At 67.0% G+C, this 15,009-nt stretch carries 15 protein-coding genes; 6 read left to right on the top strand and 9 right to left on the bottom strand.

Annotation, left to right across the window (positions count from 1 at the left end; genetic code table 11):
* The first annotated feature begins 18 nt into the window (after positions 1–18).
* Positions 19–1,179, top strand: a complete 1,161-nt coding sequence (locus M1L36_RS13700; RefSeq protein ID WP_250874317.1) for an amidohydrolase family protein — start codon at positions 19–21, stop codon at positions 1,177–1,179.
* Positions 1,176–2,597 carry a M20/M25/M40 family metallo-hydrolase gene (locus tag M1L36_RS13695; protein ID WP_250874316.1) on the top strand — a complete coding sequence of 474 codons (1,422 nt, stop codon included), beginning with the start codon at positions 1,176–1,178 and terminating at the stop codon, positions 2,595–2,597. Before M1L36_RS13700 ends, M1L36_RS13695 begins: the two co-directional genes overlap by 4 nt.
* 384 nt (positions 2,598–2,981) lie before the next feature.
* Here M1L36_RS13695 and M1L36_RS13690 read toward each other — a convergent pair whose 3' ends face one another.
* The 5 genes from M1L36_RS13690 to M1L36_RS13670 all read right to left on the bottom strand — a co-directional run bounded on the left by M1L36_RS13690 (position 2,982) and on the right by M1L36_RS13670 (position 6,726).
* Positions 2,982–3,170, bottom strand: a complete 189-nt coding sequence (locus M1L36_RS13690) for a hypothetical protein (protein ID WP_250874315.1) — start codon at positions 3,168–3,170, stop codon at positions 2,982–2,984.
* Positions 3,170–4,738 carry a sodium:solute symporter family protein gene (locus M1L36_RS13685; protein WP_250874314.1) on the bottom strand — a complete coding sequence of 523 codons (1,569 nt, stop codon included), beginning with the start codon at positions 4,736–4,738 and terminating at the stop codon, positions 3,170–3,172. Before M1L36_RS13685 ends, M1L36_RS13690 begins: the two co-directional genes overlap by 1 nt.
* Positions 4,738–4,896, bottom strand: coding sequence for a hypothetical protein (locus tag M1L36_RS13680; RefSeq protein ID WP_250874313.1), 159 nt, complete (start codon positions 4,894–4,896; stop codon positions 4,738–4,740). The genes M1L36_RS13685 and M1L36_RS13680 overlap by 1 nt, the downstream gene beginning before the upstream one ends.
* Positions 4,886–5,626, bottom strand: coding sequence for a hypothetical protein (locus M1L36_RS13675; protein WP_250874312.1), 741 nt, complete (start codon positions 5,624–5,626; stop codon positions 4,886–4,888). Before M1L36_RS13675 ends, M1L36_RS13680 begins: the two co-directional genes overlap by 11 nt.
* A 65-nt stretch (positions 5,627–5,691) precedes the next feature.
* Positions 5,692–6,726 carry a zinc-binding dehydrogenase gene (locus M1L36_RS13670; protein ID WP_250874311.1) on the bottom strand — a complete coding sequence of 345 codons (1,035 nt, stop codon included), beginning with the start codon at positions 6,724–6,726 and terminating at the stop codon, positions 5,692–5,694.
* 109 nt (positions 6,727–6,835) lie between these two features.
* Between M1L36_RS13670 and M1L36_RS13665 the strand changes: the two genes are divergently transcribed.
* Both M1L36_RS13665 and M1L36_RS13660 read left to right on the top strand, forming a co-directional pair.
* Positions 6,836–8,617 carry a M28 family peptidase gene (locus M1L36_RS13665; RefSeq protein WP_250874310.1) on the top strand — a complete coding sequence of 594 codons (1,782 nt, stop codon included), beginning with the start codon at positions 6,836–6,838 and terminating at the stop codon, positions 8,615–8,617.
* Entirely contained in the window at positions 8,604–9,359 is a 756-nt protein-coding gene (locus tag M1L36_RS13660) for an aspartate/glutamate racemase family protein (RefSeq protein ID WP_250874309.1), read from the top strand. Before M1L36_RS13665 ends, M1L36_RS13660 begins: the two co-directional genes overlap by 14 nt.
* A gap of 64 nt (positions 9,360–9,423) precedes the next feature.
* Here M1L36_RS13660 and M1L36_RS13655 read toward each other — a convergent pair whose 3' ends face one another.
* Positions 9,424–10,302, bottom strand: a complete 879-nt coding sequence (locus M1L36_RS13655; RefSeq protein WP_250874308.1) for an alpha/beta fold hydrolase — start codon at positions 10,300–10,302, stop codon at positions 9,424–9,426.
* Positions 10,303–10,391: 89 nt separating this feature from the next.
* Complete coding sequence (locus M1L36_RS13650) at positions 10,392–10,871, bottom strand: Lrp/AsnC family transcriptional regulator (RefSeq protein ID WP_250874307.1); 480 nt, start codon at positions 10,869–10,871, stop codon at positions 10,392–10,394.
* 240 nt (positions 10,872–11,111) lie between these two features.
* On the opposite strand from M1L36_RS13650, the gene M1L36_RS13645 reads away from it, so the two are divergent.
* Together M1L36_RS13645 and M1L36_RS13640 are read left to right on the top strand one after the other, a co-directional pair.
* Positions 11,112–12,128 carry a YeiH family protein gene (locus tag M1L36_RS13645; RefSeq protein ID WP_250874490.1) on the top strand — a complete coding sequence of 339 codons (1,017 nt, stop codon included), beginning with the start codon at positions 11,112–11,114 and terminating at the stop codon, positions 12,126–12,128.
* Between the two features lie 80 nt (positions 12,129–12,208).
* The gene (locus tag M1L36_RS13640; RefSeq protein ID WP_250874306.1) at positions 12,209–12,973 is read left to right on the top strand and encodes an aldo/keto reductase; all 765 of its coding nucleotides are present in this window, start codon (positions 12,209–12,211) and stop codon (positions 12,971–12,973) included.
* Positions 12,974–13,066: 93 nt separating this feature from the next.
* On the opposite strand, the gene M1L36_RS13635 is transcribed toward M1L36_RS13640, so the two are convergent.
* Both M1L36_RS13635 and M1L36_RS13630 read right to left on the bottom strand, forming a co-directional pair.
* Positions 13,067–14,341 (bottom strand): digeranylgeranylglycerophospholipid reductase, encoded by a 1,275-nt coding sequence (locus tag M1L36_RS13635; RefSeq protein ID WP_250874305.1) that lies wholly within the window; start codon positions 14,339–14,341, stop codon positions 13,067–13,069.
* Positions 14,342–14,562: 221 nt separating this feature from the next.
* Positions 14,563–14,970 (bottom strand): helix-turn-helix domain-containing protein, encoded by a 408-nt coding sequence (locus M1L36_RS13630; RefSeq protein WP_250874304.1) that lies wholly within the window; start codon positions 14,968–14,970, stop codon positions 14,563–14,565.
* Between the last annotated feature and the right edge of the window lie 39 nt (positions 14,971–15,009).

Raw genomic sequence — 15,009 nt, 5'->3', positions numbered from 1 at the left:
CGGTTATATCTGTTTGGTATGACGTACCACAGGATGCGAGCCATCAGAACTAGCGGTGTCTACCACCCCGACCGCGAGGTGGTCGAGGGGACGGTGATTCTCGTCGAAGACGGACGCGTCGTCGACGTGCGAGACGACGTGCCGAACGACGCGACGCTCGTCCACGACAGCGATTCGTACGCGCTCCCCGGTCTCGTCGACGCTCACTCCCACGCTCCGATTCGCCCCGGTGAGGGCGACCAACTCGGGCAGATGCGGGCGAACCCCGTCGAACAGACCGTCCGGGCCGTCGAGAACCTGCGGCGGGACCTCGAAGCGGGGACGACCACGATGCGACTGATGGGTTGTGAACACGGCCTCGACGTCCACCTCGCCACGCTCGAACGCGACGGGTCGCTGGTCTCCCCACGACTGCTCCCGACCGGCGGGCACCTCACACCCACCGCCGGACACGGGATGGCGCTGACGGCGACGGACGGTCCCGAGGCGATTCGACGTCGGATTCGCGAGCACGTCGCCGCGGGCGCACACCACGTGAAGTACTTCGCGACCGGTGGGGTGTCGAGCGCCGAAGGAAGTCTCGACGAAGCGCCCTACTCGACGGCCGAGGTGGAGGCCATCGTCGACGAGGCCCACCGGCACGGCCGCCACGTCGCTACCCACGCCCACGGCGGGACGGGTGCGCGGCAGGCCATCGACGCCGGCGTCGACACCATCGAACACGGCGCGGCGCTCTCGACCGACGACCTCGACGCGCTGGAAGCGGGCGAGAGCCACGTGGTCGGGACGTTCACCATCCTCCACAGCGCCGAGGGCATCGAGGCGGGCGACGCCGACAGCCCCGCCGTGATGGCGAACCTCGAAGCGGCCCGTGAACGCGAACGCGAGACGTGGACGGCCCTCCTCGACCGGGACGTCGACGTCGCGCTCGGCACCGACAGCATGCACGGCCACCTGCCCGGCGAGGTCGACCACCTCCTCTCGCGCGGTGCGAGTCCCGAGCGCGCGATTCGTGCGGTCACGACCGAGGCCGCCCGCGCTGCGCGCGTCGTGGACGCCGGCCACCTCTCACCCGGCGCGCACGCCGACGTCCTCCTCGTCGCTGACCCTCCCGTCGACCGTCCCGCGACGCTCGCCGAGCCACGAGCGGTCGTCAAAGGTGGGGAGGTGGTGGCGTGAGCGACGCCGACCTCGGGTCGAACGAGCGCGTCGCGGCCGTCGACGCGTTCGTCGCCGAGCGGTTCGACGACGCGCTCGCGGACCTGGAGACGCTCCTCCGCCAACCCTCCATCAGCGCGACCGGCGAGGGCGTCGACGACTGTACCGCCCTCGCCGAACGACTCTGTCTCGAGTACGGCTTCGACGAGACCGAGACCGTCGAGACGGCCGGACAACCGTCGGTCATCGCCCACGCGTACGCCGACGTGGCGGACGACACCGACGTCCCGACGGTCCTCGTCTACGGTCACTACGACGTCCAGCCGGTCGACCCAGACGCGTGGAGTTCGCCGCCGTTCGAACCGACCCGTCGCCCCGGCCCCGACGGCCGCGAGCGAATCTACGCCCGCGGCGCGGGCGACAACAAAGGGCAGTGGTTCGCCCACCTCTGTGCGGTCGAGGGCTGGCGCGAGACCGGCGGCCTCCCGGTGAACGTCACGCTACTCCTCGAAGGCGAGGAAGAGAGCGGGAGTCCGAACCTCGACTGGGTCGTCGAGACGCACGCCGACGCGCTCGCCGCCGACCTCGCGTACGTCGCCGACGGGCCGGTCGACGCCTCGGGCCGGCCCCACGTCCTCATGGGCGCTCGCGGGATGGTGTACGCACAGATAGACGCCCGCGGTCCGAACCGCGACCTCCACTCGGGGAACTACGGCGGTCCCGTCCCGAACCCCGCGTGGGAACTCGTCCGACTCCTCTCGTCGATGAAAGACGACGAGGGCCGAGTGACCATCGACGGCTACTACGACGACGTCCGTCCCGTCGGCGAGCGTGACCGGGAAGCACTCGCCGCGATGCCGTTCGACGCGGCGGCCGTGATGGACGACCTCGATATCGACGCGTTCGCCGTCGCCCCGGGTGAGTCGTATCTGGAGACGCTGCTGTACTATCCGACGCTCAACGTCGCCGGTCTCACCAGCGGCTACGGTGGGGAGGGGACGAAGACGATAGTCCCGTCGACGGCACAGGCGAAAGTCGACATGCGACTCGTCGCCGACCAGGACCCCGACGACGTCTACGAGCAGTTCGTCGACCACGTCGAGCGCCACCAGAGCGGGACCGTCCGCCTCGACGTCTCCAGTCTCGGGCAGATGCACCCCCAGCGGACGTCGCTCGACCACCCGGTGCGCGAACCGATTCTCCGTGCCGTCGCAGACGCGTGGGGTGTCGACCCCATCCTCAAGCCGACGCTCGGCGGATCGCTCCCGACCGCGGCGTTCGACCGGTACCTCGACGTTCCGTGTGTCGTCGTCCCCTACGCCAACAGCGACGAGAACAACCACTCGCCCGACGAGAACCTCGCTATCGACTGTTTCCGGAACGGTGTCCGGACGACGACGCGCCTGTTCGAGACGCTCCGGACCGCACCCCTCGACTGACCGGTCCATCGGGCGACGTCGCCGACTCTTTCGCACTCGCTTCGCTGGCTCCAGCGACTGCCCCGAGATTCCCTACACCTCTGGTGCCTCCGGCTCCGTCTGCCCCGAAATCACGCCTCCGGGAGTCGTCGAGTGACCCGTCCTGACGGGGGGTCCTGATGTCGGCCGGGCCATCACGGAATCAGTAGTTCGAATCTGTGAGAGCGTAGTGACCCCCGGCCAGACGGTGAAATTATAACACCCTAAGTGTGTTATTCTCGATGTCGCTCGCCGGCGAGAAGTCGCCGTCGGTTGTGAGTTCGTGTCACACAGTTCGTCACACCTGTCGACGGTACGACTACTGTCGGCACTCGACGTGGTCGAGTCGGGAAGAACGGGGGTTCGCTACTCGTCGGCGGTCTGCTGCGCCGCGAGCTGTTCGTCCGTCAGCTTCTCGCTCCCGAGGCCGACGAACTTCGACTCGTCGACCGGTGGGTTCGTCGTGACGAGGTAGACGCCAGTCGCGAACGTGCCGACGGCCATGGCGAGCATGACGACGGTCATCAGCGCAACACCGGGGTCGAGGGGAGCCATCAGTCGGCGTCACCTCCCGACGTCCCGGCCTCGGACTGTGCGTCGGCGGACGGTGAGCCGGTCGGCTGTGAGCCGCGTCCTCGCGACGAGTCTCCGAAGAACGGTCTGAGACTCTTCTTCGAGGGCTTCCCGCCGAGGTACGTCCCCAGCACCATCGCCACGAAGCTCATGACGACACCGGGGATGACCGGGTCGGTGATGACCGCGGTGACCGACGCCGGCACGACGCCGTAGATCTCCGTCGCGACGTGCCAGGCGACGACGGTGCTGAACCCGACGACCATGGCGGCGACACCACCGGCGGTGTTCGCCCGCCGCCAGTGCAGTCCCAGGACGAGTGGGACGAAGAACATCCCGCCCATCATCGACGCCTGCAGGACGACGATGAGCTGGACCAACCCACCCAGCAGCCCGCTATTGAGCGCGAGACCGAGTGGGATGAGACCCAGCACGACGATGGCGATGCGGTTCGCCCAAATCTTCTGGGTCTCGGTCGCGTTCGGGTTGACCAACTTCCCGTAGATGTCGTGAGCGAGCCCCGCTCCTGAGACGATCATGATGGAGTCGACCGTGCTCAGGATGGCAGAGAACACCGCACTGATGAGCAACGCCCCGAGCACCGGTCCGAGGACGTTCAGGCTCATGATGACGCTCGCGAGGTCCGGCGTGGTCAGCTGTGGGAACATCATCCGCATCGTGACGCCGAGGATGGCGACCGAGGTGCCGATGATGGTCTGGAAGATGAGCGTGATACCGATGGCCTGCCGGACGGTCTTCTCGTCGCGCATCGAGTAGATACGCGTAATCTCGTAGGGGGCGGCGGCGATGGAGAAGCCGAAGGCGGCCATGAAGCCGGCGATTTCGGCCGTCGTCAGCGAGTTCCCGACGAACGACGGCTGGAACGACTGGAACAGCGCGTCGACGGTGCCGATGCCACCGGTGAAGTACAGCGCCAGCGGAATCGCCACGACGACGGCGACGGCCATCACGACCGCCTGGACGAAGTCGGTCAGGATGCTCGCACGCATCCCGCCGATGGAGGTGTACGCGACGGCCGTGATGGCCATGACGAACATCCCGATAGCGGGGGCGATACCGAGCAACGACTGGAAGATGAGTCCACCGGCCGTTATCTGTGCGCTCAGGTACACCGTGTAGGCGATGATGATGAGCGACGCGCCGATGGCCCGCGAGTAGTCACCGTTCCGGCCGTCGTCGCCGTACCGGGTGGCGATGAAGTCGGGGACGGTCACCCGGCCGAACCGGCGCATCTGCGGGGCGACCAGCAACAGCGAGACGATCCACCCCGCCCAGAGACCGGGCCAGATCCAGATGAACCCGAACCCGAGCAGGTAGTGGAGACCGAACGTTCCGACGAGCGTCCCGGCGCTCATCTGGGAGGCCGAGAGCGTCGCGCCGCCGACGAGCGGGCCGATGTTCCGCCCGGCGACGAGGAAGTCCTCCTCGGTCTTCGTCGTCCGGTAGCCGTACACCCCGATGCCGAGGACGACGATGAAGTAGACGACGACGACGCCGACGAACACCGGTCCGAGGTCCACGAGCGCCATCAGTGGTCACCTCCGCCCGTCGTCGCGTGCTGGGCGTCCTGGTCGGTCTCTCGCTCGTCCTGTTCCTGCCTGCCCTTGTACCACCCCCAGGCGAACGTGAACACGATGTACACGCTCGCGACCGAGAGGAAGGTGAGTATCGATGTACTAAACGACATTGCGTCCTCCTGCTTGTTGTCTGCGCGTCCACACCAGCCACGCCCCGAGGAAGCCGACGATTGCGACCACGCCGACGACGGTCGAGACCGTGTCGACGGTGAACAGTCCGCCGCTCCCCTGCCCGTAGTCCACCTGGGCGAATCCGGGGACGTGCAACAGGGAGTAGGTGAGTTCCTCGCCGTTCGTCTCGTCGATCTTCGGGAACGCTGCGCCCTGCGCTTGCGTCCCATCGGGGAGCGTCATCGTCATCTCGATGACCCGCCCGTCGCCCGCGGTCTGGAACTCCGGCACCCACAGCGGGGCCTTGAACCGCTCGCCGGTCCCGGCGACCGTGTAGGTGAGGCCGACCGTGACCGTGTCACCGTCCTCGACGCCCTGGAGAGGTATCGAGAGGCTGGAGTGACCGTCACTCTGGTCGCGCTGGACGTCGACGGTCTCACCGTCGACCGTCGCTTCCAGGTCCGAGACCGCGTGGCCGTCGAACCGCCACAGCGTCCCGGAGACGTCGGTCAGTGACTCCTCGCCGCTCCCGACGCTGTCGACCTGGAACCGGTAGGTCGCGTCGACCGTACTGGACTCGCCGACGTCGACCGCTATCGTTGCTTCGCTCATCGTCACCGACGGTGCCGTGGCCTCCTGGGCCGCGACAGGGGCGATCCCCGTTCCGACGACGACGACGAGCGAGAGACTGCACAGTAGCACCGCCTTGTGTTTGGGTATGTCTCTCACGACTGCCCTCGTCTCTCTGTCCGTCAAGACTGGTATAAGTGTATCGCAAAAACCAGTCGACGGGGCTACCGTTCCGGTACGATGACAACTTTACCGACCACCGCACGTTCTTCGACGATGCGGTGGCCCTCGGCCGTCTCGTCGAGCGAGAGCGTCCGGTCGATCTGCGGTTCGAGGTCGCCGCTGGCGACGAGGCCGAGGACGTCGCGGAACTCCTGGCGGTTGCCCATCGGTGCGCCGCGAATCTGGCGGTGGTGCTGGTACACCGACCGGATGTCGACGTCCGGGTTCGGACCGCTCGTCGCACCACAGATGACCATCCGTCCGCCCATGGCGAGGCTGTCGATGCTCCGTTGCCACGTCGCCTGTCCCACGTGGTCGACGACGAGGTCCACCCCGCGACCGTCGGTGCGCTCGGCGACGGCTTCGTCGAACGGGACCTCGTCGTACCGAATCACGTCGTCGGCCCACGGCGAGACCCGTCGGGCTTTCTCGTCGCTGGAGGTCGCCGCGTACGTCGTCGCGCCCACGCGGTCGGCGATCTGGAGTGCGGCGTTGCCGACGCCACCGCTCGCACCGAGGACGAGTGCGGACTCCGCGGGGCGGAGCGCACCGGTCGTGACCAGCATCCGCCAGGCCGTCGTGAACGTCACCGGGGTCGCCGCCGCGGTGACCGCGTCGAGGCCCGCCGGCCGAGGTTCCAGACACCACGCCGGGACGACGACGTATTCGGCGAGACCGCCGGGCCGGTCCTCGCCGACGATCTCGTAGTCGTGACACATCGTCTGCTCGCCGGCCAGACAGTACTCGCAGTCTCGACAGGAGACGCCCGGGTAGACGACGACCGATTCGTCGCGCCAGGACTCGTCGACGTCCGCTCCGACGGCGTCGACGACCCCTGCGATGTCGCTCCCGCTGACCTTCGGGAACACGCCGTCGTCCTCGGGGTGGCCGAGTCGAGCGAACACGTCGAGGCGGTTGAGCGCGACAGCTTCGACCCGGACTCGGGCCTCCCCTGGCCCCGGTTCCGGTCGTTCGGTCTCGACGACGTCGATCGCTGCCGCTGGCGTCCCGTACTGGGTGATGTGCGCCGCACGCATACTCGGGGTGTGATAGCAGCCACCAAAACAGATTCGGTCGACGGAGAATCACGTTTCTTGGTGCCACACCCCAAACGTTTTTATATCGAGAAGAAGGAGCCTTGAGTGGATGAGCCAGCAGATAGCAGATAGCGGCGCTCTCAGTGACATCGAACGGCGACTCGTCGACGACGTATCCGTCGACGAGCCGTGGGCACTGCTCGAGGAGTTCTCCGAACTCACTCGGCTCTCGGGGTCAGACGACGAGGTCGCGGCGGCGGAGTACATCACGAACCGACTCGACGCGCTCGGGGTCTCCTACGACCGATTCGACCCGGAGCTGTACATCAGTCAACCACACAGCGCCCAGTTGCGGACCCTCAACAAGGAGTTCGAACCCGGGCCGCTGAAGACCGTCTCGTTCTCGGCGTCGACGACCGTTTCGGGGCCGGTCGAGTACGTCGGGTCGGCCGGCGGCGACCTCCTCTCGGACGACGACGACCCCCACGAGCCGTATCACGACGTCGGCGACCTGACGGGGAAGATCGCCCTGACGGCGGCGGGCAGTCTCTCGATTCGCGCGACGAGCGAACTCGAATCGAAGGGTGCAGTCGGCGTCGTCGTCATCCACGAACACGACCGTGAGCCACACAACGGTATCGCGACACCCATCTGGGGTGGTGCACCCGAACTCGACGAGAAGGAGTTGATTCCGGACGTCCCCATCGTCAACGTCAACCAACCGGACGGTCAGACGCTCCGGGAGTGGGCCGAGAGCGAGGAGGGACTGGAACTCGAACTGACGACCGACCTCACGACCGACTGGATGGCGTGTCCGCTCGTCGTCGCCGACATCGAGGCGGGTGCCGCCGACACGGACGAGTTCGTCCTCCTGCACGGCCACTACGACTCGTGGTACGTCGGCATCACCGACAACGCGACCGGCGACGCCGGCCTGCTGGAGTGTGCGCGGGTGTTCGCCGAACACGCCGACGACCTCGAACGGAACCTCCGCATCGCGTGGTGGCCGGGCCACTCGACCGGCCGCTACGCCGGGAGTACGTGGTACGCCGACGAGTTCGCACTCGACCTGGCGGACAACTGCGTCGCCCACGTCAACATGGACAGTCCGGGGTCGAAAGACGCCACCGAGTACACCGACATGTCGTGCTGGACGCCCGAGGCCGACGGCCTCGTCGGCGAGACCATCGACGACGTCACCGGTGCGCCACACGCCGAGAACCACCCGTTCCGAGCGGGCGACTACTCGTTCGACAACCTCGGCATCACGGGCTTCTTCATGCTCTCGTCGAACATCCCGACCGAAGAGCGCGAACGCCGGGGCTACCACGGCGTCGGCGGCTGTGGAGGCAACTCCAACGCCTGGCACGTCTCGACGGACACGCTCGACAAGGCCGGCGAGGACGAACTGGTCCGTGACATCCGCGTCTACGCGGTGAGCATCCTCCGTGTGCTCAACGCCGAGGTCCTCCCGTTCGACCACGCCCGGAACGCCCGTAAACTGGCCGAGTACGTCGAGGAGTACGACGAGACGGCCGGCGACCAGTTCGACTTCGGGCCGACCGTCACCGAACTCCGCGACCTGGAGGCGGCCATCGAGTCGTTCCAGCGAGCGGCCCACGACGGCGACGTCGACCCTGCGGTCGCGAACGACACCATCACGGCGCTCTCGCGCATCCTGACGCGACTCAACCTCGTCAGCGAGGGCCAGTTCGAGCAGGACCCCGCGGTCAGTCGTGACCCCGTCCCCCGACTCGCCGACGCGAAGAAGTTCCCCATCCTTGAGGGTGACGACGTGAAGTTCCTCCAGCTCCAGCTCAAACGCCAGCAGAACGCCATCGTCCAGGAACTGCGCGCGGCCCACGAGGTGATTCCCGATGTCGACGCCTGAAATCGCCTACCTCATCCCCGGCGTCGGCCTCGCCGACGAGGAACTCGCGCGGCGCGAACGCATCGCGAACGAACTCACCACGGGGTCGGTCACGGTCGTCGAGACGACGGCTCCCGGCCCGAGCAGTATCGAGAGCGGCATCGAAGAGGCGTGGGCGGGCGTCAGCGCCGCCCAGACCGGCTACGAGATCCGCGAGGAGTTCGACGCCATCGTCATCGGCTGTTTCGGCGACCCCGGACTGCGCGCACTGCGAGAGGTCGTCGACATCCCCGTCGTCGGCCCGGCGCAGGCGACGTTCTACACCGCCGCACAGGTCGCCGACCGTTTCGCCTGGCTCACCATCCTCGACTCGACGAAACCGATGAGCCACGAACAGGCGACGGAGTACGGCCTCCCCGAACGCTGCGTGAGCGTCCGGACGGTCGACGCCCCCGTCGAGTCCATCGACCACGAGTCGGACACGCTCGTCGACCGCATGGTCAAGGTCGGCCGCGAGGCCGTCGAGGAGGACGGAGCGGAGGCGCTGTTCCCCGGGTGTATGAGTCTCTCGTTCGCCCAGCGCCACGACGAGATTCGGTCGCGCGTCGGCGTCCCGTTCCTCGACCCCGCGGGCATCGCCCTCGAACAGGCGGCGTCGTGGGCCCGTCACGGCATCGCGCAGAGTCGTCGGACCTACCCGGAAGCGCCGTTCGAGAAACTCGACGGGTTGCTCGGCACGCAGGCACCGCCGGCCGACGACTGAGTCGTCGGTTCCGGTCGAGTTGCCGGCCGAACCATTCGCCGAAAAGGACGTGACTGCGGTCGTTTCAGGCCTTGTAACCGATCTCTGCGAGGAACTCGCGAACACACGCCAGATACTCCTCCTGCTGGTCGAGGTTCGGCGAGTGACCGCTGTCTTCGAAGACGACGAGTCGCGAATCGGGGAGCAGGTTCGCTATCTCCTCGCTGGCTTCGGGGGGCGTGATCCAGTCGTGGCGACCGACGGTGACGAGCGCCGGCACGTCGACGTCCGGCAGGTCGCCCGTGTAGTCCATGTTCGGGTACGCCTCCGAGAACATTGTGTTGTGCGTCTCGTGGTGGAATGACCGGGCTTCGGTCGCCGCTCGGGCGGCCTCCGCGTCGAACTCGTCCAGCGAGGGGGCGTACAAGGGGGCCATCCCGTGGAAGACGCGTCGGAACTCCTCGTCCGAGCGGACCTCGCCGTCCATCACGCGTTCGAACTCCTCCCACGTGATGTTCGGGACGTCGAGGTCGGTCGCCTCCATCTCGGGCCACCGCTCGCGAGCGTTCTCGACCGACCGCGAGTCGTACTCGTGGGAGGGGGCGGTGTCACGGAGGACGAACCCCGCGAGATGCTCGGGGTAGCGGACGGCGTACTCCTGGGTGATGAACCCGCCGTACGACCCGCCGATGAGCACCACCTCGTCGAGACCGAGGTGCTGACGGAGACCCTCCGCGTCCGCGGCGTACTGTTCGTTCGAGTACGGCGGCGTCAGACTCGACTGGCCACAGCCACGGTGGTCGTAGACGACGAGGCGGTACTCGTCGGTGAGTGGCTCGAACGCCTGCTTTCCCTTCGCGTGGTCGCTGATGCCCGGGCCGCCGTGCAACGACAGCAGTGCCGGCGCGTCTTCGTCGCCCAGGTCCTCGTAGTAGAGGGTCGCCCCGTTTACTTTTGCGTACATAGCTGTGGCTCTATCACTATCACGTGCGACACGTCGTCACATGACTGTTACGGATGTCGGTACGACGTCCGACCTCGGTAGACGCCCGGTCAGTCGGAGGTGCGGTAGTAGTGGTTCAGGTTGCTCACGCGGTCGGTGACGATGATGTACCCCGTCGACTCGACGCACTCCAACTCGTCAATGAGCGTCATGTACTCCTCGATCTCGCTGACCGACCGAGCCATCCCGATGGCGAAGATGTCCGTCGTCCCGAGGCCGCGGGTGACGTGCCAGAACGGCAGTTCGGTCATCCGCGCGAACGCCTCGTCTTTCGCCCCCTCGTGTCTGGCCGCGCTCACCGAGACGCGGACGATGTTCCACCCCAGGTCCTCCGGGTCGAGCAGGAAGAACGTCCGAGTGGCCTTCATCAGCTTTCGAACGCGGTACCGAATCCCCTCGCTGCTCATCTCGAAGCCGACCTCCTTCAGCTGCTCGGCGATGTCCGAGTACGGCGCTCGCGGGTCCAGCGAGAGGATACGGAGGATGTGGCCGTCGATCTCGTCGAACTGGTCCGAAGGAGAACCACTCATGGACTGGGTTCCGAGAGCGTCGTATTAAACCCGCGTTCACGCACAGCGCCACGTTCCCGAGGAACTCACAGACTGCTGCCGACGGACCGCCTCAGGTGGCCGACGCCGACGAGAACTCTTAACCGGGCCAGCGCTTCAGTGACGGTGTATGCGTGAGTGGACCGACAGACGACCCGGGGTCGGTCGACCCGTCTCCACACAGATGGCGACCACACGGCGGGTACCGGCGTCGTGACCAACCTGACGGCGGCCATCGCGCGGCGACTCCCCGGCCTCGGCCTGCTCGTCGTCGGCGCGGTGTGCACGCGACTCGTCGCCCAGCGGGTCCCCGTCGGGAGCGAACTCATCCTCGCCGTCGTCCTCGGCCTCGTCGTCGGTAACACCGTCGGCGTCCCCGCGTGGGGTGTCCCCGGCGTCGAGACGAACCCGCGACTGCTCGAAGCCGGCATCATCCTGATGGGTGCGACGGTCGCCGTCGGCCGCATCGTCGAGGCGGGACCGACTGTCGCCGCCGTCGTGCTTCTGGCGGTGCTCGCGACCATCTCGATGGTCGAACTGGTGGCCCGCGTCGCCGACATTCCGGCGAAGGTCGGGTCGCTCCTCGCCGCCGGGTCGGGCATCTGTGGCGTCTCGGCGGTCGCGGCGGTGGCCGGCAGCATCCGCCCGGACGACCGGCAGGTCGCCTACGCCGCGGCGACCATCCTGCTGTTCGACGCGGTGACCCTCTTCGTCTACCCGCTGGTGGGTGACGCGCTCGCCCTCTCGGACATCGTGTTCGGTGTGTGGGCCGGGACGACGATGTTCAGCACCGGCCCCGTGACGGCGGCGGGGTTCGCCTACTCCGAGACGGCGGGGCAGTGGGCCGTGCTGGTGAAACTCGCCCGCAACACCCTCATCGGCGTCGTCGCCGTCGGCTACGCGGTCCTCTACAGTCGCCACTCCGAGGCGGCGTCCGCCGACGGCTCAGGTGGCGGTGTCCGCGAGAACCTCCGTCACCTCTGGACGAGCTTTCCGACGTTCGTCGTCGGATTCCTGTTCGTGATGGCGCTGGCGAGCGCCGGCTTCCTCTCGGACGCGCAGGTCGCGCTGCTGGAGACCACCTCGGACTGGCTGTTCCTGGTCGCGTTCGTCGGCCTCGGGACGGCCATCGACGTCTCGGAGTTCCGTGAGACGGGCGTTCGACCGGTCCTCGTCGTGTTGGTGACGCTGTTGACGGTCAGTAGCGTCATGCTGGGCGTCTCGGTCGTCGTGTTCTGAGGAGGGGGACGGCGGCGTGACGCCCCCGCCGACCGGCTGTCGCTCGTGAGCGCTAAGTCGCTCGGGCGAGCAGGGACGGCGTGAACCTTCCACCGGTCGGACTGGGGACGATGGGCGTCGACGACCCGGCAATCGTCGAGACCGCACTGGACGCCGGCTACCGACACCTCGACACCGCCCGCATCTACGACAACGAGGGCGTCGTCGGCGCGGGTCTCGCCGCGAGTCACGTCTCCCGCGACGCGGTGACCGTCGCGACGAAGCTCTGGGTCGACGACCTCGCGGCCGACGACGTTCGGGTCGCGACGGAGCGAAGCTGCGAGCTGCTCGGCGTCGACTCCATCGACCTGCTGTACGTCCACCGCCCGCGGGGCGCGTACGAACCGAGCGAGACGCTGCCCGCGCTCGACGACCTGGTCGATGACGGCCTCGTCTCGCACCTCGGGGTCTCGAACTTCACCGTCGACCAACTCCGCACCGCCCGCGACCACCTCGACGCGCCACTCGCTGCCCACCAGGTCGAACGCCACCCGCTGTTCGTCCGCGACGACCTGCTCGCCGACGCACAGACGCACGACTACCCGCTGGTGGCGTACTCCCCGCTGTCTGGGGGTCGGGTTCGCGACCTCGAGGAACTCCGGACGGTCGCCGACCGCCACGGAACCACACCGGAGGCCGTCGCTGTCGCGTGGCTGGTCGGCACCGACGGCGTCGTGGCGATACCGAAGGCCTCCTCGCGAGCACACCTCGAAGCGAACCTCGCGGCCGCTGACATCGACCTGAGCGACGAGGACCGGGCGCTCGTCAAGTCGGTCGCGGAGGAGGTCGAACTGTACCCCGAGTGAGTCCGTCGTGTGAACGATGCCGTCAGTGGTTGAGTCGGTCGTCGACCGAGGGCGGTCAGAGCGCGGAGGCTGCCGAGCGTCTGAGTCAGGGAGTTACGAGAGGGGGTTCCAGCGGTTGTACGGGTCAGTGATGCGGTTGCGAGCGAGTTTCGTCAGGTATCGCAGATCCTCGAGTTCGAGCAGTTTGAGGATGGAGCGCAGACTGCCCCCGTTCGCGCTGGACAACACGTCATTGCTGAGACGGTTCATGTCGCGGACGAACCGGTCGTAGCGCTCGTTAGGGACGAGATACAGCAGTTCGGTCATCAGGAGGCGTTTCTGCATGTTCGGTGCGACGCGCTCGTGCCAGAGTTCGTCGTACACCGAGATTCGGTCGGCGGAGGTATCGGGTGTGTCGAGCGTCAGGCAGTGGTCGGCGGTGATGGCCGCCGCCCGGCCCGACTCCATCCCCTGGTGGATGCCCTCGCCCCACAGCGGGTCGATGGTGGGGACGGTGTCGCCGATGGCCATGAAGCTGTCCGCGCTCAGGCGACCGGGCATCTGGATGTGTGCCGAGCCACGGAGGATGTTCGCACCCTCCTTCGGTTCGGCGTTCGCGAACCGGGGGTCGGTGTCCATCCAGTAGTCGAGGTAGTCGTCGATGCGCATACCGTCGCGCGCGAGTTCGTCGTGGCGCTCGTTCTGGATGTAACAGACGCCGACCTTCGCCGTGTCGCCGCCCGTGTGGAAGATCCACGAGTAGCCGCCAGGGGCGATGTCGTGGTCGAGGCGCAGCATCATCGCGCCGTGGAGGTCGGCGTAGTCCTCGTGGTCGAGGTCGATGCCCTCGATCTTGTAGTCGATGCCGATGGCCTGGTTCTCGCGGTGGAGGTTACAGACGTCGAGTTTCTTCGCGAGCGGCGCACTCGGCCCGGTCGCGTCGATGATAATGTCACCGTATACCTCCTCGCTCCCGGCGTAGTTCACGCCGACGACGCGGTCGTCCTCGACGATGGGCGCGGAGACGCGCGACTCGAAGCGCACCTCGGCACCGTGTTCGCGCGCTTCCTCGACGAGCCACTGTTTGAACGCGACGAAGTCGAGGACGGCTCCGGGTTGGGCCTGTTTGTAGTGGCTGGTCGGCGACTCGACGACGACGCTGTCGGTGAACTTCTCGACGAGGCGGTCGGGTACGCCGAACCCGGCCATCATCGACGGGAATGTTCCGGCCGTCGACTTGTTGCTCTGGCGTGGGAACTCCGCTTCGGCTTCGGTCTCGAGAACGACGACGTCGTACCCGCGCATCGCGAGGTCACGGGCGCACTGGGCCCCCGCCGGCCCCGCACCAGCGATGACGACATCGAACTGGTCTTTCTCGTCTCCGTTCATACTAGATGATGCCGTCGTCTCCCCTTTCATGCGTTTCGGTTGTCCCACCGACTGTTAACGTTATCTCGTTGGAGTACGACCCGTCGGCGAGACGGTACCTCGTCTCGGACTGTTTCTGAAGCCTCAGATCGCCCGAAACGACCGAGAGCGAAGTCTCCGTCGGATTCGCACTCGTAGCTGGACGGTGGCGCGGTGTATGTGAACTGTTTGCGTGCCGTCGCTCACTCCGTGGTCGGTGGTGTCTGCGTCCGGTCGGGCTCGTCGTACTTGTCACGGAACTCGTGGATGAGTTGCCCCATCTTCGCGTACCAGTCGTTGAGCAGTCGTTGCATGTCGTCGGCGATCTCGTCGGCACCCACCGGCTGGAACACGTGGTAGTAGCCACCGGAGTCGTAGTTCACCTGTTCACGGTCGACGAACCCGGCGTCCCGGAGTCGCTGGATGGACCGGTAGGCGGTCGTCCGCTCGCGGTCGACGCGCTCGGCCACCTCGTCGACCGTCAGCGGTTCGTCCGCACTCACCAGCACGCCGAACACCGACCGGTCCAGCTCCTTGAGACCGTGGAAACACTCCAACAGCCCCTCACACTGCATGTCCTGATGGAGGTACTCGCTCATCGATTCGGGCATCGTTACTCGTAGGAAGGGCCTAGTGTCGAAAAAGGGTTG

The sequence above is a fragment of the Halomarina rubra genome (assembly GCF_023699475.1).
Taxonomy (GTDB): domain Archaea; phylum Halobacteriota; class Halobacteria; order Halobacteriales; family Haloarculaceae; genus Halomarina; species Halomarina rubra.
This window is presented reverse-complemented; position numbering and strand designations above follow the sequence as displayed.

What these genes read in the sequence shown, in the direction of transcription:
- M1L36_RS13685 (WP_250874314.1), bottom strand. Translation starts at nt 4,738, where the DNA reads ATGGCGCTCGTGGACCTCGGACCGGTGTTCGTCGGCGTCGTCGTCGTC.
- M1L36_RS13670 (WP_250874311.1), bottom strand. Translation starts at nt 6,726, where the DNA reads ATGCGTGCGGCGCACATCACCCAGTACGGGACGCCAGCGGCAGCGATC.
- M1L36_RS13680 (WP_250874313.1), bottom strand. Translation starts at nt 4,896, where the DNA reads ATGTCGTTTAGTACATCGATACTCACCTTCCTCTCGGTCGCGAGCGTG.
- M1L36_RS13630 (WP_250874304.1), bottom strand. Translation starts at nt 14,970, where the DNA reads ATGCCCGAATCGATGAGCGAGTACCTCCATCAGGACATGCAGTGTGAG.
- M1L36_RS13655 (WP_250874308.1), bottom strand. Translation starts at nt 10,302, where the DNA reads ATGTACGCAAAAGTAAACGGGGCGACCCTCTACTACGAGGACCTGGGC.
- M1L36_RS13690 (WP_250874315.1), bottom strand. Translation starts at nt 3,170, where the DNA reads ATGGCTCCCCTCGACCCCGGTGTTGCGCTGATGACCGTCGTCATGCTC.
- M1L36_RS13660 (WP_250874309.1), top strand. Translation starts at nt 8,604, where the DNA reads ATGTCGACGCCTGAAATCGCCTACCTCATCCCCGGCGTCGGCCTCGCC.
- M1L36_RS13700 (WP_250874317.1), top strand. Translation starts at nt 19, where the DNA reads ATGACGTACCACAGGATGCGAGCCATCAGAACTAGCGGTGTCTACCAC.
- M1L36_RS13635 (WP_250874305.1), bottom strand. Translation starts at nt 14,341, where the DNA reads ATGAACGGAGACGAGAAAGACCAGTTCGATGTCGTCATCGCTGGTGCG.
- M1L36_RS13665 (WP_250874310.1), top strand. Translation starts at nt 6,836, where the DNA reads ATGAGCCAGCAGATAGCAGATAGCGGCGCTCTCAGTGACATCGAACGG.
- M1L36_RS13650 (WP_250874307.1), bottom strand. Translation starts at nt 10,871, where the DNA reads ATGAGTGGTTCTCCTTCGGACCAGTTCGACGAGATCGACGGCCACATC.